The sequence below is a fragment of the uncultured Campylobacter sp. genome, from assembly GCF_937996225.1.
Lineage (GTDB): Bacteria > Campylobacterota > Campylobacteria > Campylobacterales > Campylobacteraceae > Campylobacter_B.
The window spans coordinates 24,615-48,799 of sequence record NZ_CALKTC010000054.1 but is presented as its reverse complement, the minus strand read 5'-3'; the positions used below and the strand labels follow the sequence as shown (position 1 = coordinate 48,799).

Sequence of the window (24,185 nt, the reverse complement as noted above, 5' to 3'; positions counted from 1 at the left end):
AGTAGGCGGTCAAGCAAATAGTGCTAGCGCAATGAGCGCAAATCGCGTAGAAATCAATAACGACGATGCGATCGTAGGCAGCGTCACGGGCTCTTTGGGCGGCGCCTCAAGCTCGCGAAGCGTAGTTGATCTTATAAAAGGTACAGTAAAAGGCGATGTCGCGGCAGCAAACGGCATTGCAGGCGAATCGGACGGCGATAGAGTTACTCTAGGAGCGTCAGACTCCAACAAAGGCGTGCACGTAGGCGGCAATGTCTATGGCGCACGCGCAGGAAGCGTCAAAAATGCGGTCGTTTATATCAATAAAGAAAGAACGACGATAGCAGGAGACGTCTATGCAGGCTACGCTACAAGCGGTAGCGTCGAGAATAGCAATGTAAATTTTAGAGGCGGCACGATAAGCGGTACAATCTACGGCAGTAATAAGCCTACGGATAAAACTAATACCTTACATATAGAAAATTGGGTCGGCGGTGGCATTAAAAAAGCTAAAGACATTAAAAATTTCGGCTCTATAAATTTCAATGATTTATACTCCACGATCGAAGCGGATGCGCCGCTTACTCTAACCACTAATGGCAATACGAATTTAAACGGTACAAAGATAGAGGGTATAAAATCAGATTTAGACGAAGGAAAGTACTATCTAATCCATAATTCAGGCGGCGGCACGATCACCAGAGCCGCACAAACCGTGCAAGATAATCAAATTTATACGATTACCGACAAAGATCACTATCAAATCACCGGCACTACGATCGAGGTCGAAAACAGCAAGAATTTAATCATGCAAAAGGGCACACTAACTCGTTCTTGGATAGACCCCAACTTCGATCAAAGCGAGCTAATGCAAAATCAAAATTCTAACAAGGTCGCAGGCGCCACTGATCTATTCGGCAATAAAGGAAACACCGTAATAGTAAAGGAGGGCGCAGGCAATCTAGGCGGCAAAAACATAAGCTCGGGCAGAGACGATGCTACCGACGGAAGCAACAGCATCCACGATAACCACACTAAGATTAGAGGCGGAAGCAGCATAGGCGAGATCGACGGCGGATATTCAAATTCCACTACCTCGCAAGAAATTTATAATAACCACGTAACTTTCGAAGCAAGCGGAATAGACGTGGGGTACGTAAATGCGGGCATCACTCATAGCAGTAGCGGCGGCGGAAACATCCACGACAATAGCGTAACTACGAATGCTACGATAATCCGCAATAGCATTTACGGCGGCAATACTAGCAACGGAGAAGCCAAATCCAATATCGTAACTATAAACAACGGCAGCGTAGGAGCAATGGCGGTAGGCGGCAAGGGAAACAGCACGATTTCCAACACCATAACTCTTAACTCGGTAAACGTAGGCGGAAGCGTATACGGTGGAAAGGCTAGCGGCACCGCCTCCTCCAACACTGTAAATTTAAACGGCAACACGCAAGTTGCTGGCAACGTCTACGCAGCGGAAGCTGCTAGCGGCAACGACAACGTAGTAAATTTCAGAAGCGGCAGCGTAGCGGGCACGTTATACGGAGTATCTAGCGCAAACGCTAGCAATTCGGGCAATAGCCTAAATATCCTATCTTCAAACTCCGGCAATGGCCTAAATGCAGGGAATTTTGCAAATTTCAATAAATTGGAATTCAATTTAGCTTCTCTTAGCGAGATTGAAAACGACGCTTCGTCTAGTACCAAAAGAGCTTTAAGCTTAACCGGCTCCGGCAATACCGATCTAAGCGGTACCGATATATTCGTAAACTCCTCAAGCGAATTTAACGCTTTAAATAATGCAAGCTATCCAGATGGCGACAATAAGAAATATACCCTTGCCTATAAAAGCGGAAGCGGTAAATTTACCGGATATGATCCGCGCTTTAAAGACAAGGGCTACGTAACTCAGCTAAATAAAAACTATGTCATAAAGGATGCTAATACCTTTAGCAGAAACATAGGCGGTATGCATATAAGCGAGGATGAGAAGGAACTTTATATCCAAAAGCTTATTAAGACTAACGAGAGCATAAATGGGGATTTCGATGCGGATGAGCTACAAAAGTATCTAGGTGCCGGCGGTCTTAACGGAAACAACATAGACATAGGCAAAGCGGGGGAGGATAAGAATTTTAACGCTAGAAATATCCATGCAGCAGGCGCAAACAATACGTTAAATTTCATCAGCGGTCATAACGTAGGCACAATAAGCGCAACAGGCGGCGGTAATACCCTAAACATAGGAGCAAGCAATAGCTCTCCTGCAGCAGTAAATTCCTTAAGCGCTAAAAATATTAGCGGTTTTGACAGGCTAAATTTTTTCCTTCCTAGCTCCATTAGAGCAGGCGATAGCGTACTTACCCTAAGCGATCCTACCGCTAACACAGATCTAAGCAACGTAAGCAATATTACGGCTTATATCAGCGGAGTAAGCGGCCCGTTAAGTCCAAGCAGCGAGATTCATCTGATAAACAAGCAAGGAAGCGGTAGCCTTATAGCTCCTAACGCAGCCAATATGCATGCAACGCTAAATGTAGGGGTAAGTCTAAGCTATAACCCTAAAATTTATCAAAGCGGCAATTATCTAAATTTAGGATTCGATGCTTCCTCGGCTCCTAGCGCGCGCGTAAGCTCTAATACCAAATCCTTCGCAGAAACCAGAGCTGCAAGCTTAGCTAGCTTAAAGAGCGGAAGCGAGTTAATCACTAACTACCTAGATAAGCTAATACCGGATGGGCATTTAGAGCTATTTCCTTTTGCTATAAGCGAAGCTTATGATCTAAGGTATGAGACGGGCTCGCACGTAAATTCCAAAGGCTATGGAGTAGCAGCAGGCCTTGCCAGCTTAACTCCTAATTTCGCAGGAGATATCTTAAGCGGAGTATTCGTAGAATATGGAAGAGCAAACTATGATAGCTATTTAGATAGCGGTCTGCATGCAGACGGAGATAGCGAGTATATAGGCGGAGGCTTGATGCTAAAGCAAAACTTTACTAGTGGTACCTACCTGGATGCAAGCTTTCACGTAGGTAAGATAAGCAGCGACTACAATAGTAACGACTGGACCTATGCCATAGCTCCTGGAGTATTAGCTCATAATGAGAAGTTTGATATCAGCTCAACCTATATGGCTACTCATATAGGAATAGGTCAGATCTTTGATCTAAGCCAAAGTAACAAGCTAGACGTTTATACTAAATGGCTATATGCTTACACGGATGATGCCGATGCTACTATAAGCTCGGGCGAGAGATATCACTTTGATAGCGTTACCTCTAATAGGCTAAGAGCGGGTCTAAGAGATACTATAAATCTAAAAGATGAGCATAACCTATACTTTGGCGGAGCATACGAGTATGAGTTTAGCGGGGATGCTAAAGCATCTACTATGGGACTTGACGCTCCTAAGCCTAGCCTAAAGGGTTCAACCGGAGTATTTGAAGCAGGCTATAAGTATGAGAGCAAAAACCTTATCCTTAGCCTAGGAGGCAAGGGCTATATAGGCAAAACAAGAGGTGGTGCTATCAATGCAGGGTTTGAGATTATGTTTTAAATAAAAGATGCGTAAGCCCTAGCTTGCACATCTACAAAATCAAATCCTATACTTAAAATTTCAGGGGCGGGAGATTTCTCGCCCCTTTTTAAATTTAGACGCTATGCACTAGATAAATTTCATAGCTTCGCTATTATGCGATAATGATCTTATTAAACTTGCTGTATCCGCCCGCATAAAATTTTACCGCAAGCGCCGCAAGATAATTTATTGAATTCTACAAATTTAAAAATTCCTCAATACTAAAGAATTTAGGCTCAATTCGCAGAGGAATTTCATATTTTGCCTTATTTTTAAAGAACTGGCGTAATCTTAGGTTCTTTTACCAAAGCCAAAAAAGCTTGTCAAAGCGGCAATACCATCATTATTGGCTTTTATTGCTAAGGCCGGTGCCTTTTATTTATATTCTGCGCTTTATATTTTAAAAGTAAGCTACGAAATTTCGAAGTAAAAGTGAAATTATATAAGAAAGATCTTGCAAAACTTAAAATTATAAAATTTTAAAACTGCTTGTCTTAGAATTTATAAGCAAAACTTCACGGCAAGAGTGCAATCAAATGAATTAAAGCAGGGCCTTGCGAGTGAATGCCGAATCTCGCTAGCAAGTGTAGAATCTTATAAGCAAACGCAGAGTCTCAAGCAAAGACAAAATTCCAAAGCAAGAGCAGAATTTCACGACAAAAAGCAAAGCAGATAAAATTTCGTCAAAAAATTCCGCCGCAACCGCCAGCGCTCTTACTTTTTCGTAATTTTATAGAGTAAATTTCCGATGCTTTGTATGATCTGTACGAGTACGATCAGTATCACGACGGTGTATGCCATTATATCGGGGCGGAAGCGCTGAAAGCCGTAGCGGATCGCCACGTCGCCGAGCCCGCCGCCGCCGACCGTGCCCGCCATCGCCGTAAATCCGATGATGACGATGAGCGTGAGCGTAATCGCGCCGATGATGCTAGGCAGCGCCTCGACGAACATCACGCGAAAGATAATCTGCGTCTTGCTCGCGCCGAAACTCTTCGCCGCCTCGATCACGCCGCTATCTACCTCCAGCAGCGCGCTTTCGATGAGCCGCGCGATAAAGGGCGCCGAGCCGATAGTAAGCGGCACGATCGCCGCGGTGGTGCCGATGCTCGCGCCAACAAGAAGCTTCGTAAGCGGAAAGAGCACGATCAGCAAAATTATAAACGGGAAGCTTCGCAGCGTATTTATCGCGACGTCCAGCACGGCGTAGACGATGCGATTTTCGCACAGCCCGCCGCGACGCGTAAGGATAAGCACGATCGCAAGCACGAGCCCCAAAATAAACGCCAAAGCCGTGCTTACGAAGGTCATATACAGCGTCTCCAGCGTCGCGTTTAGCAGCAGCTTCGGTATCGCTCCGCTAAAAAAATTTTGTATCCACTCTATCATTTATGTCCTTTCATTTTGTGCCTGCTTGCGCTATATCGAGCTTTTACGCCGTTTTAAAATTTTTGAAATTTTAAAATTTCGCTGCAGCAAATTTTACTCCTTAAAATTTTAACCCTCGCATGGCGGTAAATTTTATGAAATTTTACCGCTTAGGGCCCGTAAATTTAGATAAAATTCTATCTAAATTTAACGCGCAGTCCTTAAAACCAAAGTTAAAATTTTAAATTTCAAATCGGCACGAAATTCCGCCCCGCGCCCTCAAAAAATTTCAAATTTCTTAAATAGCTCGGGTTCGTCCTGCACGATGCCGCGCTCTATGAGGCTTGCTACTACTTCGCGGCTGCAGAGCGTCTCCTGCGGCCACCGGCGCGTATAGCCCTCCCACTCGTGCTTGCTCGTAGCGTCGATGCAGATGCGATCGTCCTGCGCCACAAACACGTCGCGCAGCGCATCGATGCTATTTACGACGCGCCAAACGCTCATGTAGAGGTTGCTCGCGTCGTTCCCCGCATCGGTAAAAATCAGAATTTTAAAATGCTCGCTAAATTTCAAAATTCGCCGCCAGCTCCGCTCCACGAGCTCTTTTTTGTCTATGTTTATCAGCACGAGCGGGTTTTTCGTATCGCAAAAGTGCTGCTTAAGCGCCAAAATGGCTGGCTCGCTGCTTTGAAATTTAGCTAGCAGCTCCTCGTCGCTTAAAATTTGCGGCGCCTGCGAGCTTAGATCAGTCGTCGCATCGATGCCGAGCTTGCCGCCGAAGCAGGAGTTCGGGCTTGCGTGATCAGGCTGATCGCACACACCCTCGCTAAAAACAAGGCTGCGCGTGCCTATGCGGTTTAGGACGTACTTCGTAAGCGCCTCGTACTCATCTAAGCTCGGCGCGTCCTGCGGTACGAAAACGGCGTGTTTTACGAAGCTCATCTGCCCCACGCCCCAAAACGCGTGCATGATCTGCTTAGCCGCAGCGGGGTAGCGCACGGCGATCTTAGCCAAAATCAGATTGTGAAATACGCCGTTCTCGGGCATTTTATAATCAATCAGATCGGGCGCGCTCGTGCGAAACAGCGGCAAGAAGATCCGCTCGGTCGCGTACCCCATAAATTTATCCTCAAGCGGCGGCTTGCCGACGACGGTGGCGTGAAATACGGGCGCGCGCTTGTGCGTGATCGCGCTAACCTCCATTACAGGGAAGGGCTCTACCGGCGTATAATATCCCGTGTGATCGCCAAAAGGCCCCTCTGGCTCGCTTACGGCGGGATCGACAAAGCCCTCGATCACATAGTCTGCGTCGGCGGGAACGTAAATTTCATTCGTAAGCGATTTTACGAGGCGAGCGGGGCTGCGGCGGATGAAGCCGTAAAGCAGCAGTTCAAAAATCCCCTTCGGCAGCGGCGCCTGACCGCACCAGATATAGAGCGGATCGCCGCCGATCGCCACGGATACGGGCATCTTACGCCCTGCTTTGCGGTATTCGTCGAAAAAGCCCGCGCCGTCTTTGTGTATCTGCCAGTGCATTCCCAAGCGGTCGCGCCCGTAAATTTGCAGGCGATACATGCCGAGATTTTGCGTTTGCGAGTTTAGATCCTTCGTGTAGACCTGCCCCATCGTGATAAACGCGCCGCCATCATTCTCCCAGGTCTTAAGTACAGGAAGCTCGCCCAAATCGACATCGGCGCCCAGATGCGCGACCTGCTGACACTCGCCGCGACCGCTAAGGCGCTTTACAAAAATTTTACGCAGCGAGATTAAGTGCGCCAAGAAATCAAGCTTTTCGCTGAAGTTTTGCGGACGCTTCGGCTTTAGCAGGCTCTGTATCTCGGCGGCGATCTCGTCAGGTTCGCGACCGAGGATTAAATTTAACGCCTCGAAGGAGCCGAAAATATTGGTTAGCACCGGCGGCATCCGTTTGCCCTGCGCGTTTCGCACGTTCGTAAAAAGCAGCGCCTGCGAGCACCCCCTTTTAACCTCGATATAGCTTGCGTGCGCGATCTCAAGCTCAGTGCCGATCTGCTCCTTCACCTCGCGCAAAAGCCCGTTTTCGCGCAGAATTTTAATGTAGTCCATCGCCCTCTTTCAATTCAATAATCCCATAATGAGCTCTTGCCATATTATTTATCGCATGCACCGATGGCGCGCAGTATGGCGATCATCCCCTCGGCTGCGACATCGTTTACGATCTTGCCGCGCTCGTTAAAGTAATAAAAATTCATCACCCGCGCGCTAAATTTTCGCCCCGTAGGCGCGATGCCCATAAAATCATGCTTGTGAGTGCCGCTGCAAAGCCAATACACCGCCGCGCATCTCTCGTCCGCGACCATGTCCTGCATCGCCTACTGCACATCGGGGAAGCTTGCACGCATCATTTTTACGATCGCATTGTAGCCGCTGCCGCCGTAAAGCGGATCTTTCGACGCTGGCGTGACAAACGGCGCTTCGGGATCCACAAGCTCGTTTAAAAGCGCTTCGTCCGCGGTATTTATCGCCGTCTCAAAGCGCTTCATAGCGGCTTTATTCCGCTCTATTTTATCCTCGTGCGTATTTTTAGCGCTTGATGCTATCGGCGCGATAACCGCTACTGCGCCAAATTTAATAAAATTTCGTCTTTTCATACCGATCTCCTTGAGGCTAAAATAGATTTTTTTCTTGCGGTTTTTGATTTAGAAGCTGCAGGATCGCGCTCTTTTCTGCAAAAACCAGCGCGTAATGAAACTCTGGCAGGCTCTTTAGCGCGCTTAGCTTATTGAAGCGAAAGTCGATCTTAACGCCGTCTAAGCGATCCTCCCAGCTAGCGCAGACGATAATTTTTTCGCGGAATTTTGCCCGCAAAAACTCCGCCTCGCGCGCAAAAAGCTCAGGATCGCTCTCGGCGATAAAGGCGCGATAGCTGCCGCCAAGCGAGCTTACGTTAAAAAATCTATCCACAAAAATCGGCTCGAAATGACCGAATGCGCTTAAGCTTTGAAATTTAAAGGGTATGTTTTTGCGCGAGAGATACTCGATCACGCCGCATAGCTCGGGCAAAAACAGCTGCGGAAAGATTAAGTTTGAATAATAAAGCCCGCCGAAAACGAAGCTGCTGTAAAATATCGAGCCGCCGTAAAGCAGCCTAAAATCATCACTCGCAGGAACCCGGACGGGCGAGATGCCAAGGCTTTGCAAAAGATCGCCGTCGGTAGTGAAGTAGGTATTTTTCTCTTTGGCGTTCAGCAAGCTGATGAAAAGCTCGCCCTTGCTGCGCGGCGCAAACATCAAATTTTTCGGCACGCTCGTATAGCGCAGGATCTCGCTTTGCACCTCGTTTATCAGCACGAAGCCGTGCCGCCACGTCTCGCCCAAAAATTTTATCAGTCGCACTAGCGCCGAGCATAAATTTTCGACCTTTATAAAGGCGATCTCGTCGTTAAGCGGCTTGAAGTTGTTATCGAAAATGATCGCGTACGCGCCGTTATCAATCGCAGTGTGCACGTCGCGCTCGTTTGCGCCGAGTGCAATGAAAGCGCCTTTTTTCGCGACTTTTGCGGGCTCGATCGCAAAGCTCTCGACAGCGGAGATCGCAGGATTATTCAGCATCGTTCCGTTTACGATGCGGGTTAAATTTAATAAATTTACCATTACGGCTTCCCTGCGGTAGAGCTTTTAAGGGAAGCGCTCTTTGCGGCGCGGCGCGACTGCTTTGCGGTAGGTGCAGAGCTTGCGGTGGTTGCGGCGACGTCTTTTGCGGCGGCTGCGGTAGGCGTAGCGGTGTTTTTTGCAACGCGGTGAGATTTTGCGTTCTGAGATGCGCTTTTAGCGGGTGCTACTTTTGCGCTAGCTGCGGAAATTTTATTTTGCACGGCGTTTTTTACGGACGCTGATTTTGCGACAGATACGAAAGCTGCAGCGGGCGCGATACTTTTAGCGGTCGATGCAGGTTTTGCGACAGATGCGGGTTTTTTAGCGAGCGGAGATTTTCTTGCGGGCGTACTTTTTGTCGCTGTGTTTTTTTTAGCAGAGGTTCTTTTAGAAAGAGAGGGATCTTTTTTAATGCTCGCGCTAGAAACGCTTGCCGTGCGCTTTCTGTGCGGCGTGACGCCTGCATTAGAATTCTCGCTATCCGCGCTCGCACGCTTTTTCGTGCGCTCGTCTGCAAATTTATCGGTGCGTGAAAATGAGCGTACAACTGCGCGCGCGCCGATCTTTGCACATTTTAAAGCGGCAGCCTTCGACAGCTCGCAAATTCCGAATGTTAAAATTTTACGCGCCGCAAATTTTAAAGCAACCCCCGCACCGAGCTTCAGCACCAATGGTGTCGCGCATACAAGCCCGCCTGCGCCGATCTTCGCGGCAAGGGAGGAGTTGCGGTAAAGCTTTAAAATTTTATCCGAAGCGCCGCTTTTTTGCGCGCAGAGCCCAGCCGCACCGCAGATAGCAAGCTTCGAAGCCTTGCGCGCTAAAGCCTTCATCGCTAACCTACGATCGCGCCGTTTTTTACGGGCGCGAGAGTGCTAAGCAGCGTGAGACTGCCGTCCTCGGCGCTTAAAATCATGCCCTCGCTGCTATGTTTAAAAATTTTAGCGGGTTTTAAATTTGCCAGCACACAGATCTGCTTGCCGATAAGTGCGGCGGGATCGTAAAATTTCGCGATACCACTGATGATTTGACGCGGCTTCTCCTCGCCCAAATCGATCATAAATCGCAGTAGCTTCTCGCTGCCTTCTATGTTTTCGCACTCCAAAATCGTGCCAACCTTGATAACGCATTTTTTAAAATCATCGATTTTGATTTGAGCTTCGGTTGTCGCGACTTGAGCTCCCTGCGCCGTAGCGCCCGAGCCGAAAGCTTTTGCGTTTGAGCTTGGCGAACCTTTTGCCGCGGCGTCTGTGTCCGAACCGCTTGTAGAATTTACAGTGCCATCCAACCTGTCGTAGTCCGCCTTAGGCATTAGCTCGTGATCGATCTTGGTAAAAAGCGGCTCGCACGGCTTGGCCTTAAAATCTAAAATTTCGCCACGAAGCACTAGCTTCTCATAAAGCAAAGTGGATATTTCAAAGCCGAGCGTGTCTGCGATACGTGCCGCCGTCTTCGGCATCGCGGGACTTAGCAGTACGGCGACTTTAGCCAAAATGTTTGCAACCAATGCGACGAGAGCCAGCGCCCTATCTTGCTCGCCGTTTTTCATCAAATTCCACGGCTCGTATTTCGCAATCGAAGCGTTCGCAAGAGCAAGCGCCCTCCAAAGCTCCTCTAAGTATCTATTGGTAGCGACCTCCTCAAGCGCGCTAAGTGCGGCGCTCAGATGGGAGTTCGCCTCCTCGATCTCGGCGGTGAAAAATTTCATCACGTCTTTGGAATTTATGATGTAGTCCGAATATTTTGCGCTCATGCCGACGATGCGGCTGAGTAGATTTCCAAGCTCGTTGGCAAGCTCGGAATTTACGCGGTTTATAATCGCTTTTTGCGAAAAATCGCCGTCTTGACCGAACGGTACTTCGCGTAGCAAAAAATACCTAAACTGCTCCAGCCCATAGGCGTTTGCGACCTCGCGCGGATCCACGACGTTGCCTAGGCTCTTGCTCATCTTTTTGCCGTCGCGCGTCCACCAGCCGTGAGCTGCGATGCTGCGTGGCATATTTAGTCCCAGGCTCATCAAAAACGCAGGCCAATAAACGGCGTGAAAGCGCAAAATGTCCTTACCTACGATGTGTAGAGCGTCGCTCCAATACTCCATTCGTTCGCCGCCCGCGCAAAATCCAAGCGAGCTAAGATAATCCATCAGCGCGTCCAGCCAGACGTAAATCACGTGCTTCGGATCGTTTAGCTCGGGCGGAATTTTAACGCCCCAATCAAAGCCCGTTCGCGTGATCGAAAGATCCTTCAGACCGCCTTTTACGAAGCTTACGACCTCGTTTTTTTTGCCTAGGGGCAGGATACACTTTTCGTCCTCATACCATTTTAAAAGTCTGTCTGCATAGGCGCTAAGTCTAAAAAAATAGCTCTCCTCTTTTAAAATTTTAGTCTTTTTGCCGCAGTCGGGGCAATATTCGCCGTCGATTAGCTGATTGGAAGGAAAAAAACTCTCGCAACTTACGCAGTAGTTGCCCTCATATTCGCCCTTATAAATGTCGCCCTTTTCATACATCCTGCGAAATACGTTTTGCACCGCCGCCTCGTGCGCGGCATCGGTAGTGCGCGAAAACATATCATAGCTGATGTCAAACTCGTCCCACAGGTCTTTAAATTTAGCGCTCACGCCGTCTGCGTATTGCTTCGGGCTTTTGCCGTGCTTGGCTGCGGCCTCCTCGATCTTTTGGCCGTGCTCGTCGGTGCCCGTTTTAAAAAACACCTCGTGTCCTTGCAGGCGGTAAAATCTAGCCATCGTATCGGCGATGATCGTCGTGTATGCGTGACCGATGTGCGGAACGTCGTTTACGTAATAAATCGGCGTCATTATGTATTTTTTCATCATTCTCCTTGCGCTTACTTAAATTTGACTAAAATTTTATTAGTCCTATTGCGCGGCTGTGCCGGTATTAGAATTCAGCGTGTATCTTACGTATCCAGTCTCCGGCTCGATAGTAATACTAGCGGTCTCTCTCGCATCATTGGTAAGCGTGATTACGCATGGATTTTGACCCACAAAAAGCCTATCATAAGGCACTGTAGAGTCGGCTACTTGTCCCATAGGACGTCCATATGAGTCAAAGACTATAGTTTGATTAGTAGGGGCTCCGCAATTAGCAAATGTGATATTTCTAATATTGTAAGTTTTTGTAAGATTTAGCTTCTTATTAATCCTCTCGGCATTTCTATTCATCGCCTGATTTTGAAAGCCGGCACTCAAAATTTTATTTGGATTTTGTGGATCCGTAGCAAAATCGACTCTTGATAGATCAGACAGATCAACACTACCGTTAGGATTGCCACTCATAGTGCTATCGTAATACACTGTATAAGTCCAACCCTCAGCACTACCTTTGGCGGTAGTATAACTAAATTGAATTCTCCAAAGCTTTTTAAACCAATCCGGGTCATTAGGATCGAATTTGTTATCATTCATAGCCAGCTGCTGCGTGTAACGAATATGAGCAGCGACTTGATCCGCCGCCTCCACAAGGCTATTTCGATTGATTTGAGGCACCGCCACCGCCGCTAGAATTCCAACCACCACGATGATGAAAATCAGCTCTATCATAGTAAATGCTTTTTTCATAATTTTTACCTTTCATAAAAATTTTGTTTATATTTTAACATAAAATTTCGCAATTCGCACGCCTCGCTTGTAAATATCTATATTTTGTATCGAATTTTTATGATCCGAGACATATTCCGGCTTATCCGCATAGATAAAAGCGCTATCCCCGCTAGGCAGTCCGTAAAATTTCAGGCGCAGGCAGAGCCTCTCGTCTTCGCAGCTTACGCTTTTTACTCCGCGATTTTTTAGCTCACTTGCCAGCTGCCTAGCTACGTCAAATTTATAGATGAAATGCCGCTGCGGTTTGTTTGCGAACATCGCCTCATACATCACGTCGCTGAAAATCACTGCAAAATAACTCACCGCCAAGCTTACCAGAGTCACGCCCACGGCGATCTTGTGAAAGGTACGAAATTTAGGCAATCTAACGCGGTACGAATTAAACAAAACCCGAATGATCAAAGGCGTAGCGATGACGCAATACGGCAGCATCATCTCAAGTGCCACACGCTGTCTTAGAGAAAAAAGCATCGTCAGACAAAGCGCACTTGTAGCGATGAACCATAGCAGGCTCTTTTCCTCTTTGATCCAAATTCTATAGATCGTGTAGATGAAAAATAAAAATACTAAAGGCGAAAACGCGCCCGCAAAAACGCCCACGGTGTCTAAAAAATACCCCTTTGGCTTGCCCTCCGAGCTTACGTCGTAAAAGATCACGCTGAAGCTAAATAGCGCTATGCAAAGTAGCAAAAGCTCCTTTTTGCGCGTATAAAGCGCCCAAATTCCAAAACCTACGTAGAGCATAAAAAATGCGCGGTCGATTAGGGCGCAAACGGACAGAAGCACGAAAAGCGCGATATTGTATTCACTCTTTGCAAAATATATCGCCAGCAGCGTGAAAAAAACGATGATACCTGCCGGATTTAGTAAAATCGCGCTACTCATCGAGGCAGGAAGCGCCATAAATAGCGCCGTAGCGACCACTCTATCGAAGCGGCGCTTTAGAATAAATTTTGAAATTTTATAGATCATCGCGGCGTTTGCGAAGTGGATCAAAATAAACGGCACGCGCAAGGCGTAGTCGTTGCGTCCGAAAATTTCGCAGCTTAAATTTGCGATTAGCGAAACGAGGGATTTTTTCTCATAAAAAATTTCGGCTTCGTAGTAGCTGATGCTTAAATTTGAGATCGCATAAAGCAGAAATATGCCCTGAAACAGGCACATCATGGAGATTACGAAAATTTCGTTTTGATAAAGCTTCTTCACTCTCGTCCTCGCTGCGGGCGCTTTAAATTTACGGCCTAAATTTTACGACCAGAATTTTATAAAATTTAAGCCGCCGAATCATTTAAAATTTAGCCGCTAAATTTAACCGCGCGCCGCTTCATTCCTCTATCGTATAATTTTCCCAAAAGAAATTTATCCACTCATCCGTTTTTGAAATTTTAAAATCGGGTTGGATGAGCGCCTTGGGTTTGTAAAAAATCACCGCCGTTTTAAGCTCTATTTGCGGAAATTTCTCCAGCAACACGCGCTTGATCTCGACCATGCTATCGCCGCTATCGATGATATCGTCCACCAGCAGCACGCGCTTGTAAAGCTCCAGATCCGGTACGTTGAAAACGTCGATGGTATCGAGCTTTTTGGTGTCTGCGTAGTGAATGGAATTTATCGAAAATATCGTTCGCATATCAAGCGCATTGGCTAGCGCGTGACCGAATGTGAGCCCGCCTCTAGCGATCGCCACGATTGCATCGGGCATAAATTCGTCCCTAACCTGCTTTGCTATAACTCTTGCGTCGCGATCCATCTCGTCAAAACTATAAAATCTCATATCTTTCCTTAAAATTTAATGCATTAAAAATACTAAAACGCTAATCGCGCCAAGCGTCAAAACGCCGAAATTTAAATCTTTTATCCTGCGCTGAGCGAGTCTAACTACGATATAAGCGATAAAGCCGAAGCTTAAGCCGTTGGTGATCGAATAGGTAAAAGGCATCAAAAACACTATAAAAAAGGCAGGGATTAAAATTCCAGCGTCGCTATAATCGATTTTATCAAGCTCGCTAAACATCAAAACCCCGACCATTACGAGGATCGGATAGATCGCATTTGCGGGGATCGCCTTAAATAGCGGTAGCATAAACAGCGTCAGCACAAAAAATATAGCGCAAAATACCGCGGTAAGCCCCGTGCGACCGCCCGCTTCTACTCCACTGGCGCTCTCGGCAAACGCAGTAACCGTGCTCGTTCCTATAACGGCTCCTGCGACGCTTCCTATCGCATCGGAGGTTAAATTTCTAGATAGTTTTTTCATGCCGTCTTTGCTATTCTCTCCAAAAAGCCCCGCGCGGTTTCCCACGCCGGTGAGTGTGCCGATACTATCGAATAGATGCGTGACGAAAAATGTGATTATAAAAGGCACGAACGCAAGTTTTAGCGCTCCGGGGATATCTAGCTTAGCAAATATCGGCATTATGCCGCTTGGCGCACTTACTATGCCATGAGGTGCGGGCGAAATTCCAGCCACCCACGCAACGCACGAAGTAATCAAAATGCTTAAGATAAACGCCGCCTTGATTCTAAGCACGAAAAGCACAAGCACGACCGCTAAGCCTAAAATCCCAAGCAAAACATTTAGATCTTTTAAATTTCCCAAAGTTACTAGCGTCGCCTGACTAGGCGCGATGACACCCATCTGCTTAAGTCCGATGAAGCAGATGAAAGCCCCGATACCCGCACTTATGGCGCGACGCAGATCAAGCGGGATAGATTTGATAACCCAAACGCGAAAATTGGTAAACGAAAGCACTGTAAAAAGCGCTCCACTTATCGCTACGATGCCAAGTGCACTCTGCCACGGCATCTTCGCATCCACGCACAACGCAAAGGTAAAATACGCATTTAGCCCCATGCCAACGCTAAGCGCAACGGGGGTATTTGCAAAGAGCCCGTTAAATAACGTTGCGATTATCGTAATAAGCGCGGTTGCCGTAACCAGCGCATCAAACGGCATGCCTGCGATGCTCATAATGTTAGCGTTTACCGGCACGATGTAAATCATCGCCAAAAACGTAGTAAGCCCTGCGATAAGCTCCTGCCTTACCGACGTTTTTGCCGCGGCGAGATGAAAGAATTTCTCCACTTGCTCCTCCTTTAGAATTTATTCGTAAATTTCGATCTGATTATACAAGCTGTCGCGCTCTACGGGCACAAAGCCCGCCGTGCCGATCATATCGATAAAATCGCGCTTGCTCTGCCCTTTTTTGCTGCCGGCGCCGGCGCTGCTTTGAATGCTTTCGTTCTCGATCGTGCCATCAAGATCATCCGCGCCGAAATCCTGCGCTACGAGGGCTAAGCTTAGCGTCGAAGTTGCCCAATACGCCTTGATATGTGTGACGTTATCAAGCAGAATTCTACTAATCGCGATCGTTTTTAAAATTTCGACCGAACCCAAAAAGCCCTTCACATCCAGATAGTTGTTCTCGCGCTGATACACGAGCGGGATGAAGGCGTTGAAACCGCCGCGGTTAGCGCGAGCTAGGCTCTCATCTTGCAGCGCGCGGATGCGCAAGATGTGATCTATGCGGTGAGCGCGGCTTTCGATATGTCCAAAGAGCATCGTAGCGTTGCTCTGACGCCCGCGCGCATGCCACAGCGAGTGGATACGTAGCCACTGCTCGCTTGAGACCTTGCCTTTGCAAATTTTATTGCGTACGTCCTCGTCAAAAATTTCGGCGCCGCCGCCTGGCATCGAATCCACGCCGCTTTGCATCATCAGCTCTATCGTCTCTTCGTAGCTCATCTTCCACTTTCGCCGCCAGTAATCGATCTCCGCCGCGGTCATCGCCTTGATGTGCAGAAGCGGATATTTTTGCTTTATCGCTTTGAAAATTCCCAAATATTGCTGCGGCGTAACGAACGGATTGTGCGAGCTTACGATATGAATCTCCTTCGTGCCGCGCGCTACGGTCTCGTCCACTATACGCATGATCTCATCATCGCTCATCGTATAGGCGTTTTCATTCTTGCGGTGCGCCGAAAATGCGCAAAATTTACAGGTATCTGCGCATAAATTTGAAGGATTGATATGGCGATTTGCATTGAAATAGACGTTTTTGCCGTTTTTTTCTTTGCGGATAGCAAAGGCGAATTTGCCCAGATCGAAAAGATCCAAATCCCATAACTTCACGCCGTCTTCGTAATCTAATCTCTCGCCGCTTTGTAGTTTTTCTAAAATTTCCATCGATTTCCCAAGCCAAATTTTGTACTAATTATATAATTTTTTGCTTACAAAACGGATAAGCGGACTAAATTTAGAGCCGAATTTCGTTAATTTAAAATAGCGTAGTAAAATGAGCGCCAAATTTTAAATAAGGAAAGTAAGATGTGTGGAATCGTAGGCTACATCGGAAATGAAGAGAAGAAAAAAATCATAATAAACGGACTGAAGGAACTCGAGTATCGCGGATACGATAGCGCTGGGCTTGCTGTGATGGACGAGAGTGCGAATATAAAGTATTTCAAAGCGGTCGGCAAGCTAAATAATCTCGAAGAAAAGATGAAAGATTTCACTTCGCAAGGCTTTGGCGTTGCGATCGGACATACTCGCTGGGCGACGCACGGAAAGCCCACCGAGCTTAACGCGCATCCGCATTTTGGGGATTTTAGCTTCGTCGTGCATAACGGCATCATCGAAAACTACATCGAGCTAAAGGACGAGCTCGAAGCGGACGGCGTGAAATTTTTAAGCCAGACCGATACCGAAGTAATCGTGCATCTTTTTGAAAAAAATTTCAAGGCTAGTAACGACGCATTTAAGGCATATGAAGCTACAATTAAACGACTAAAAGGCGCATACGCTACGCTTTTAATCACGAAGGCAGCACCCGGCGAAATTTTCTTTGCTAAAAACGCAGCTCCGCTCATCGTCGCAAAAAACGATAAAAACGAAATTTTCTTTAGCTCCTCAGACGCTCCACTCATCGGGCTTGCAAATACGGCTGCGTATCTGGACGATCAAATTTACGGCGTCGCAAAGCTCGGGCAGATCGACGTTTTTAAAAACTCTAAACCGCATAATTGCGCCTTTAGTGAGCTTCCGAAAGATAAAGGCTATGCGCAAAAAGAGGGCTTTAGATTTTTTATGGAAAAAGAAATTTACGAGCAGGCGCAAGTCGTAACCGAAACGATGATGGGGCGCGTAATCAAGGGCGGAAAGATAAAATTTGACGAGCTTGACGAGGTGCTGTTTGAGGGGATCGACGAGGTCGTGTTATGCGCCTGCGGTACGAGCTATCACGCCGCACTCGTAAGTTCGTATCTTTTCGAGCGCATCGCTAAAATCCGCACGAAAGTGGAAGTCGCCAGCGAATTCCGCTACAAGGAGCCGTTTTTGAATAAAAACGCCCTTTTTATCGTCATTTCGCAAAGCGGCGAGACCGCCGACACCTTAGAGGCGCTGCATATCGCTAAAAAAGCCGGTCTTAGAACGCTTGCGATATGCAACGTCGATAATAGCTCGATCGTGCGCATGGCGGGCAGCGTGATTCTAACTCGCGCAGGCATCGAAAAGGGCGTAGCCTCCACGAAGGCTTTTGCGACGCAGGTAATGGTGCTATGGATGTTTGTGATCTATCTTGCAAATCTGCGCGGCACCGTATCCGCCAAAAACAATGCGAGCGAAATTTCGGCGATGCTTCATATCCCGCAAATTTTAAAGATTAAGGACGGCTTGCAGGATAAAATTTACCGCATGAGTAAGCACTATCTGCACGGACACGGCTTTTTCTTTATCGGGCGCGATATTTTCTATCCGCTCGCTCTTGAGGGCGCGCTCAAGCTCAAAGAGATCTCCTATCTGCACGCGGAGGGCTATCCGAGCGGCGAGATGAAGCACGGTCCGATCGCTCTTGCGGATTCTAATCTTTTTACGATCGCGCTAATGCCTAAAAATGCACTTTATGAAAAAACCAAAAGTAACGTCGAAGAGCTTGCCGCGCGCGATGCGTATATTTTAGCGATCAGCCCGGAAGAGCCCGAGATCGCGGATGATTTTATCAAAACGAGCGAGCAAAGCCACGCGATGAGCGAGTTTTTTGAGATGATGATAATTTTACAAATTCTAGCTCTTGAAATCTCCGTCAGACTTGGCAATGACGTGGATATGCCGCGAAATTTAGCCAAAAGCGTCACCGTAGAATAATCGTTTTTTAAGTTCATTTTGACTAATATTTCTCATTAAAAAATCGGGGAATGTTAGTATATGAGACTTATTGGATTTATCAGAGGTGAAAACGTCATAGTCGCCACAGGTGGGGTCGAGTATAGCTACGAAATGCTTGGCGAACGCGATCCTAGCCTAACCGACGGCGATGAGGTAAGCTTCGATACGCTAGCATCCAGCGCGATAAATATAAAGCGCGTCGAGGGCTCTAAATCCAAAGATCGCGTAGCGCAAAAAGTAGCCCCACAGCCAAAAGAATCTGCAAAGCAAAACGACGAAATTTTTGGCGATAAGGATTTTAGAGAAGACAATATATCCGAAGCGCCATTTATTCAAAGCTCTACCGAAAATATCGCAAACGATATATCTGCCGTAAAAGAAGCGAAGGTCGCAAAAAAATTTAAGAAATTTAAATTTAACCGCAAAGCCAAGCCTACGAGTGCAAAAAAACCGAAATTCTTTGGATTTGAGTTCGTCCAAACTGACGATCTGCGCACTACGCAAAGTGTCGAGAGTAAAATTTATACTTCATCTATCCGCAAGGAAGGGCTTAAATCCATAATCCTGCCCATAGCGCCGATAGTCATTATTTTGATATTCCGCTCGCAAATCGCAAGCATATTTCTATCTTTTTCGCAGATCGAAGCTTATGTCAATCAAGATACGGTTTATATGGTGATGGATCTGCTGATTTTCCTTAGTTTTGCGCTATTTTATCTGCTGCCGCTTAACCGCGCGATAAACCTGCTCTCCATAGCGACGCACGATCAATACCCAATGCGTCAAATGGCGAATTACAACGTCTTTATCATCCTGTGCGTCATCTCTACGATCCTGCAGGATAAGAGCCTGGGGCTGGATGAGTTCGAGCAGATTTTCATCTGCGGCGTGATCGGACTTGGGCTCATTTCGTTTTATTATAAGCTCAAGGCGTTTGCGTTTATGTTTTTCAAAACTGCAGGCTCGATCCTATTTGCTCCTGCGCTGCTCGTAGAGCTCGCGGCTATTATTTTCATCGGCATCGGCGACCGCTATACTGGCGCGTCGATGAAATTTATGGAGCTTACGGGGCTATTTTTTGCGAGCACGGCGTGGAGATACATCATAATTTTTATCGTTATGTCGCCGCTTTATTTCCTTGGATTTTGTATGCTAAGGCGGATCAAAAAATAATTTTACAAAATTTTGCCGCAGATTTGGCTGCGATGAAATTTTAATACGATAGAATTCCACTAAAAATTTCATCGCAAAATTTAGCACGAAGGCAGAATTTAGCGGGGATTTTAACTTTATCAAAGTAAAATTCTACCGCATTAAAATTTTATCACAATAAAATTCCGCAATTGTAGGTGCAATCACACACTAAAGTAATATATGTCTTTTATACGCGTAACGCACGGCTTACAAAAATATCAGCGCCTGCGAAATTTCGATGCAATGCCCCCCTTATTTGACAAAAGCCATAGCAATTTTACATCGCGTCTGTAAAATCTTACCGCTAAATTCCATCTTTAAATCTCGCGCTCAACGCATATCAAAGCAGAATTTTATCCACGCAATTCGGCGCGAAATTCAAAGCTAAATTTCACATCGCATTCTACGGCGAAATTCCAATACATAGCTCTATCATAATAAAATTTTGCCAAAATAAAATTCTAATCGATACAAAAGCCTAAGCGCGGATTTAAATCAAATTTAAAGCTACAAGCTCCACGCTACACAGCTAATTAAATTTCATCACCAAATTTTGTCGCGTTTAAATTTAGCCGTCCGCGCGCCGTATTAAAATTCCGCCCGTCGCCGCAGCTAAATTTAACTATCGCGCTAATTTCCGCGCCCTCGCCTGCTGAAATTTAATCTCGCGCCCCGCTTCGTGCGGCGTAGAATTCCCGCCTAAACTCCGCAAACCGCCCGTGCACGATCGCCTCTCTCATATCCGCGGCAAGGCGCAGGTAGAAGTGTAGATTGTGAATGCTCGCGAGGCGGTAAAAGCTAAGCTCGCGCGCGCGAAATAGATGATTTAGATAGCCGCGGCTGAAGCGCTTGCACGTGTAGCAGTCGCAGTGCGGATCGATCGGATCGTGATCGCTGATAAAGCCCGCGTTTTTGATGCTGATCTTGCCGAAGCTCGTAAATAGCGTGCCGTTGCGGGCGTTGCGCGTAGGCATCACGCAGTCGAACATATCCACGCCGCGAGCGACGTTTTCGACAAGATCCTCGGGCGTGCCGACCCCCATCAAATATCGCGGGCGCGCCGCATCGACGTATGGCATCATAGCCTCTACCGTGTCGTACATGAGCTCGTTTTTCTCGCCGACGCTAAGCCCTCCGATCGCAAGCCCGTCAAAGCTCATCTCACACAGCGCTTCGGCGCAAAATTTGCGTGCCTGCGGGTCGGTGCCGCCTTGGATGATACCGAAGATGTTTTGATGTGCGTGCAGGCCGCGAGATTTCATGGTCTCGTGATAATCTATCGCCTCGCGAGCCCATTTTATCGTGCGCGCGACGCTTAGATCGATCCGCTTTTTAAGCTGCGATCTATCATCGAAGCTCAATGCGCCCGGCTCGCGCGGCAGCTCCACTAAATCGTCCAAAATCATCATAATATCGGAGTTTAGCTCATACTGCGTATCGAGCACCGAGCGCGGTGTGAAATAATGCATACTGCCGTCGATGTGGCTTTTAAATTTTATGCCGTCCTCGTCGTTTTTGGTGTTTGCGCGCAGACTGAAGGCCTGAAAGCCGCCGCTGTCGGTCAAAAAGCTGCGAGGAAATTTCGTAAATCCGTGCAGCCCGCCAAACTCCGCCACCACCCGCGAGCCCGGGCGCAGATACATGTGATAGGTATTAGCAAGGATGATTTGCGCGCCCAGGAGCTGCACTACGTCCGTCGCATCAAGCGCCTTGACCGCGCCCACGGTACCGACCGGCATAAAAACGGGGGTACGGATCGTGCTGTGCGCCGTGCGGATCGTGCAAGCGCGCGCCGCGCCGTCCGCGGCGTCTATCTTAAAATCCATCTTAATCCTTTAAATTTAGCTTTTTTGGCTTTTTAGCCTCTTTACGCACATTCGGCGCAAAATTTTAAAAAGCGATTGTAGCGAAATTTAAATTTGCGGCAGGTAAAGGCGAGTAAAAAATTTAAAGGATATTATGAAGCGTTTGCGGATTAAAATTTAAGTAGCGGAGCCGCCGCAACTGCGAAATGTAAAATTTTACAAACGGAGCTATGGCTGCAAAATTTGAAAATACAATTTATCGATTAAATTTACAAAGTGAGATTATTGATAGGAAATTTAGCCGCAAACGGCGTAAATTTCACCGCTTACGACGTTTTATTCGGCGGCTGCGTCTAAAGAAATTTAGCGGCTTTAGAGTTTATCTTTGCACTTTCAAAAGCCGCGACGCACTATGCCGCTAGGCGCCCTTGCGCGCGCGAGGCTTTCTTTTTGCGGGAGCGCTTTTTACTGACGTACTTTTGCCGTCCGGAAGATTTTCCAAGGCTAAATTTGCTACGGATCTCTTTCTGCCCCTACTCTTTGCTTTTCTATTTTGCAGAAACTCGCTGTATGGCGAGCCGTAAAGGCTAGCGTGCCAAATCGCGCTTGCCAGCATCACTGCACCCGAAACTTTATGCAGCTGCGACATACGCGAGTTCATATTCAGCGCGGTTAGAGCCGTGATACCCATACTCAATCCCAGCGTCACTTTAGCCGCTTTGCGCTGAAAATTTAGATCCAAAATTTTATCTTCAATACTCAAATTTTACCCCTTTGATGGAATTCAGTAGTAGTCCTATCGTCGTGCCGTTATGCAGCAGCGCCGTAGCTACGGGACTTAGCGCGCCGAAAGTCGCCAAAAATAAAATGATCGAATTTATCCCCACGGTGGCGTTAAAATTTCGATTTACGAGCCGCAGCGTATCGTTGGCCAGCGCCTTTACCTGCGCGACGCCCTCGATGTCGTTTTTCAAAAGCCCGATCTGAGCGGAAGCCTTGGCGATCTCGGCGCCGTTTAGCATGCTGATACCGATGTCCGCCTTCATCAGGCTCGGCGCGTCGTTTATGCCGTCGCCCACGAAGACCACCTTCCGCCCCTCGGCTTTGAGTTGCTCTAAGATTTCGGTCTTTTGCGTCGGCAGCAGCTCGCCGTAATAGCGATCTACGCCGAGCTTTTTGGCTACGGCGCGGGCTTTTGATTTCACGTCGCCACTGAGCATGACGATCTGCTTAACGCCCAGCTCACGGAGCCTATCGATGACGTCGCGGGCGTTTGCGCGCACCTCGTCCCTAAGTCCGATGAGCCCCAAAAGTCTGCCGTCAAATGCGATGTAAAGCAGCGCGAGCCCCTTTTGCATTGCAAGATCGATGGTCTGCTCATGCGCCGCAAACGAGATCATCTCGTCGTCTTCGAGGAAGTGGCGCTAGCCGATGATGAGCTTTTTGCCCTCGATGCTTGTTTTGACGCCGTGAGCGACGACGAATTCCACCTCGTCGTGGTGTTTGTGGATAAAACCGTGCTTTTTGGCAGCATCCACGATCGCCTCGGCTACGGGGTGAAAGTAATGCTCCTCGGCGCTCGCGGTTAAATTTAAAATATCGTTTTTGCTAAAGCGCTCGTCAAACGATATGATCTCGGCGACTTCCAGGTTGCCGTACGTAAGCGTGCCCGTCTTATCAAATACGAAGGTATCGGCGCTCGCAAGCGACTCAAGAGCCTTGGCGCCTTTGATTAAAATCCCGTTCTTGCCCGCCTTTGAGATGCTTGATTTAAAAGCAACCGGCGTAGGCAGCTTAAGCGCGCACGAGTAGTCCGCCTGCAGCACCGAAGCTACGCTCATAAAATTTCGATTTATCAGATAGGACACGCCCGCGAGCCCGAAGGTTACCGGCACGAGCTTGTCGGCTAGGTGGGTCGTATGCATGCCGATGCTGGAGCGCTCGTTAAGAGATGCCGTGATGTAGTGCTTGATGCGCTGCGTGGAGGTGTTTTCGCCGACGTTTTCCGCCCAGATACGGATCCTGCCCTCCTCCACTATCGTGCCGCTTAGCACGCTATCGCCGCGAGATTTTTTAACCGCAACCGATTCGCCCGTCATATTGGCTTGATTTATCATCGCTTCGCCGCTTACAACGTGTCCGTCCACGGCTATAACGTCGCCCGCGCCCACGACCACGATGTCGCCCACCTTTAGCTTGGAAGTTGCGATTTTGACTTCGGTCTTTTTGCCGTCTTGATCTATCTCGACCCACGCCTCGGCGATGTCCGGACGGGCGAGCTCGCGGATCAGATCGTCGCTCTTGTAAACGGTGCTTTCCTCCATATATTCGCCAAGAGCAAGCATTGTGTTGGTGCTGTTTGCTGCAAATACATCGCCGCGCGCGAGCGAAATCCCAACAGCGGCAGCCTCCAAGCCCTTTGAAGTAAGCCCGTGAAGAAAGCTTTCTTTGATGCCCTCTTTTAAGATAGGCATGCACGCTACGATGCTAAATGCGCGCGCTAAAGGCGAAGTGCGAAAGATTAAATTTCCCCCCAACGCAAAAAGCGCTAAGATAAATTCATTTTTGCTTGGCAAATTTTTATGGTTAGCGGGGATAATTGATTTTAATTCGCTTAAATTTAAAGCCACAACTTGCCTTAGAATTCCTGCCTTATCTACACCTGCGTCAAGCTTAAGGATCAAAGAGCCGATTTTAGCGTTAAATCTAGCTTCAGTTACGCCCTCAAGCCTCGCAGCTGCTTTTCGTAGTGCGCTCGTATCGATATCTCTAAAACCGACGATCTTTAGCCGTAGTCTAGTTTTAGTCTCATGTAAAATTTTAAAATTTTGCATC

At 47.6% G+C, this 24,185-nt stretch carries 17 protein-coding genes and 1 pseudogene; 3 read left to right on the top strand and 15 right to left on the bottom strand.

Going from position 1 to position 24,185, the window contains the following annotated elements; all coding sequences use genetic code 11:
* Positions 1-3,544 (top strand): hypothetical protein (locus tag Q0174_RS06365; protein ID WP_298042523.1); only part of this gene is annotated, 3,544 nt, incomplete at its 5' end.
* Between the two features lie 735 nt (positions 3,545-4,279).
* On the opposite strand, the gene Q0174_RS06360 is transcribed toward Q0174_RS06365, so the two are convergent.
* From Q0174_RS06360 to mqnE, 12 genes are all read right to left on the bottom strand, one after another.
* On the bottom strand, positions 4,280-4,954 hold the full coding sequence (locus Q0174_RS06360) for a methionine ABC transporter permease (RefSeq protein ID WP_298027245.1): 675 nt from the start codon (positions 4,952-4,954) through the stop codon (positions 4,280-4,282).
* Positions 4,955-5,212: 258 nt separating this feature from the next.
* Positions 5,213-7,018, bottom strand: coding sequence for a menaquinone biosynthesis decarboxylase (locus Q0174_RS06355; RefSeq protein ID WP_298042520.1), 1,806 nt, complete (start codon positions 7,016-7,018; stop codon positions 5,213-5,215).
* A gap of 44 nt (positions 7,019-7,062) precedes the next feature.
* Positions 7,063-7,281 (bottom strand): ester cyclase, encoded by a 219-nt coding sequence (locus Q0174_RS06350; RefSeq protein WP_298042517.1) that lies wholly within the window; start codon positions 7,279-7,281, stop codon positions 7,063-7,065.
* Between the two features lie 3 nt (positions 7,282-7,284).
* Complete coding sequence (locus Q0174_RS06345; protein ID WP_298042514.1) at positions 7,285-7,563, bottom strand: hypothetical protein; 279 nt, start codon at positions 7,561-7,563, stop codon at positions 7,285-7,287.
* A 16-nt stretch (positions 7,564-7,579) separates the two neighbouring features.
* Positions 7,580-8,566 carry a hypothetical protein gene (locus tag Q0174_RS06340; protein WP_298042511.1) on the bottom strand — a complete coding sequence of 329 codons (987 nt, stop codon included), beginning with the start codon at positions 8,564-8,566 and terminating at the stop codon, positions 7,580-7,582.
* Positions 8,566-9,396, bottom strand: a complete 831-nt coding sequence (locus tag Q0174_RS06335) for a hypothetical protein (RefSeq protein ID WP_298042509.1) — start codon at positions 9,394-9,396, stop codon at positions 8,566-8,568. The genes Q0174_RS06340 and Q0174_RS06335 overlap by 1 nt, the downstream gene beginning before the upstream one ends.
* Positions 9,397-9,398: 2 nt before the next feature.
* Positions 9,399-11,396, bottom strand: a complete 1,998-nt coding sequence (metG, locus tag Q0174_RS06330; protein WP_298042506.1) for a methionine--tRNA ligase — start codon at positions 11,394-11,396, stop codon at positions 9,399-9,401.
* A 45-nt stretch (positions 11,397-11,441) separates the two neighbouring features.
* Positions 11,442-12,143 carry a type II secretion system protein gene (locus tag Q0174_RS06325; RefSeq protein WP_298042504.1) on the bottom strand — a complete coding sequence of 234 codons (702 nt, stop codon included), beginning with the start codon at positions 12,141-12,143 and terminating at the stop codon, positions 11,442-11,444.
* A 27-nt stretch (positions 12,144-12,170) separates the two neighbouring features.
* Complete coding sequence (locus tag Q0174_RS06320; RefSeq protein WP_298042501.1) at positions 12,171-13,391, bottom strand: hypothetical protein; 1,221 nt, start codon at positions 13,389-13,391, stop codon at positions 12,171-12,173.
* A 118-nt stretch (positions 13,392-13,509) separates the two neighbouring features.
* Positions 13,510-13,959, bottom strand: coding sequence for a phosphoribosyltransferase family protein (locus Q0174_RS06315; protein ID WP_005871628.1), 450 nt, complete (start codon positions 13,957-13,959; stop codon positions 13,510-13,512).
* A 15-nt stretch (positions 13,960-13,974) separates the two neighbouring features.
* Positions 13,975-15,270 (bottom strand): NCS2 family permease, encoded by a 1,296-nt coding sequence (locus Q0174_RS06310; RefSeq protein ID WP_298042498.1) that lies wholly within the window; start codon positions 15,268-15,270, stop codon positions 13,975-13,977.
* Between the two features lie 18 nt (positions 15,271-15,288).
* The gene (gene mqnE, locus Q0174_RS06305) at positions 15,289-16,371 is read right to left on the bottom strand and encodes an aminofutalosine synthase MqnE (protein ID WP_298042495.1); all 1,083 of its coding nucleotides are present in this window, start codon (positions 16,369-16,371) and stop codon (positions 15,289-15,291) included.
* Between the two features lie 141 nt (positions 16,372-16,512).
* Here mqnE and glmS point away from each other — a divergent pair, with 141 nt between their 5' ends.
* On the top strand, positions 16,513-18,330 hold the full coding sequence (gene glmS / locus Q0174_RS06300; protein ID WP_298042492.1) for a glutamine--fructose-6-phosphate transaminase (isomerizing): 1,818 nt from the start codon (positions 16,513-16,515) through the stop codon (positions 18,328-18,330).
* A 60-nt stretch (positions 18,331-18,390) separates the two neighbouring features.
* The gene (locus Q0174_RS06295; RefSeq protein ID WP_298042488.1) at positions 18,391-19,524 is read left to right on the top strand and encodes a hypothetical protein; all 1,134 of its coding nucleotides are present in this window, start codon (positions 18,391-18,393) and stop codon (positions 19,522-19,524) included.
* A gap of 680 nt (positions 19,525-20,204) precedes the next feature.
* Here the strand turns inward: Q0174_RS06295 and tgt are convergent.
* The 3 genes and pseudogenes from tgt to Q0174_RS06280 form a co-directional block, all read right to left on the bottom strand.
* Complete coding sequence (tgt, locus tag Q0174_RS06290; RefSeq protein WP_298042486.1) at positions 20,205-21,371, bottom strand: tRNA guanosine(34) transglycosylase Tgt; 1,167 nt, start codon at positions 21,369-21,371, stop codon at positions 20,205-20,207.
* A 397-nt stretch (positions 21,372-21,768) separates the two neighbouring features.
* Positions 21,769-22,113, bottom strand: coding sequence for a hypothetical protein (locus Q0174_RS06285; protein WP_298042483.1), 345 nt, complete (start codon positions 22,111-22,113; stop codon positions 21,769-21,771).
* Positions 22,103-24,184 (bottom strand): annotated as a pseudogene (locus tag Q0174_RS06280) (heavy metal translocating P-type ATPase). The gene Q0174_RS06285 and the pseudogene Q0174_RS06280 overlap by 11 nt, the downstream one beginning before the upstream one ends.
* Between the last annotated feature and the right edge of the window lies 1 nt (position 24,185).

What these genes read in the sequence shown, in the direction of transcription:
- Q0174_RS06360 (WP_298027245.1), bottom strand. Translation starts at nt 4,954, where the DNA reads ATGATAGAGTGGATACAAAATTTTTTTAGCGGAGCGATACCGAAGCTG.
- Q0174_RS06355 (WP_298042520.1), bottom strand. Translation starts at nt 7,018, where the DNA reads ATGGACTACATTAAAATTCTGCGCGAAAACGGGCTTTTGCGCGAGGTG.
- Q0174_RS06350 (WP_298042517.1), bottom strand. Translation starts at nt 7,281, where the DNA reads ATGCAGGACATGGTCGCGGACGAGAGATGCGCGGCGGTGTATTGGCTT.
- Q0174_RS06345 (WP_298042514.1), bottom strand. Translation starts at nt 7,563, where the DNA reads ATGAAAAGACGAAATTTTATTAAATTTGGCGCAGTAGCGGTTATCGCG.
- Q0174_RS06340 (WP_298042511.1), bottom strand. Translation starts at nt 8,566, where the DNA reads ATGGTAAATTTATTAAATTTAACCCGCATCGTAAACGGAACGATGCTG.
- Q0174_RS06335 (WP_298042509.1), bottom strand. Translation starts at nt 9,396, where the DNA reads ATGAAGGCTTTAGCGCGCAAGGCTTCGAAGCTTGCTATCTGCGGTGCG.
- metG (WP_298042506.1), bottom strand. Translation starts at nt 11,396, where the DNA reads ATGAAAAAATACATAATGACGCCGATTTATTACGTAAACGACGTTCCG.
- Q0174_RS06325 (WP_298042504.1), bottom strand. Translation starts at nt 12,143, where the DNA reads ATGAAAAAAGCATTTACTATGATAGAGCTGATTTTCATCATCGTGGTG.
- Q0174_RS06315 (WP_005871628.1), bottom strand. Translation starts at nt 13,959, where the DNA reads ATGAGATTTTATAGTTTTGACGAGATGGATCGCGACGCAAGAGTTATA.
- mqnE (WP_298042495.1), bottom strand. Translation starts at nt 16,371, where the DNA reads ATGGAAATTTTAGAAAAACTACAAAGCGGCGAGAGATTAGATTACGAA.
- glmS (WP_298042492.1), top strand. Translation starts at nt 16,513, where the DNA reads ATGTGTGGAATCGTAGGCTACATCGGAAATGAAGAGAAGAAAAAAATC.
- Q0174_RS06295 (WP_298042488.1), top strand. Translation starts at nt 18,391, where the DNA reads ATGAGACTTATTGGATTTATCAGAGGTGAAAACGTCATAGTCGCCACA.
- tgt (WP_298042486.1), bottom strand. Translation starts at nt 21,371, where the DNA reads ATGGATTTTAAGATAGACGCCGCGGACGGCGCGGCGCGCGCTTGCACG.